Source organism: Bradyrhizobium sp. Ken01 (assembly GCF_055807355.1).
In genome coordinates this window covers 1-254 of sequence record NZ_JBVVPC010000248.1, presented here as the reverse complement: position 1 = coordinate 254, position 254 = coordinate 1, and the positions used below count along the sequence as shown (strand labels likewise).

Genomic DNA, 254 nt, shown 5'->3' with positions numbered 1-254 from the left:
CTGCAGTTCAGAGGCATCGCCGGTCAACACCACCCTGGCCCCGGCGCTTGTTTGCCTTGTCACGAATTCAGCGAATTCGTACCCGGGCCGGGCCAGGCGAAAGAATTTGGGAACTCGCTCGGCAGAAACGGCAAGTCTCGTGGAGCGGTTGCGCACGGAAGCATCCCACTCTTCACGCGACAGGTAAAATTGTTCCGGCAAAGGTTCCTCGCGCCCGGCAGCCTCCTGCCTGGCACGGCGTGCATCCTCGATCA

The 254-nt window shown here is 61.4% G+C and carries 1 protein-coding gene; it reads right to left on the bottom strand.

Going from position 1 to position 254, the window contains the following annotated elements:
* Positions 1–254: hypothetical protein (locus AC0L3S_RS39525; RefSeq protein WP_473285387.1), on the bottom strand; the 254-nt coding region annotated here is incomplete at both ends.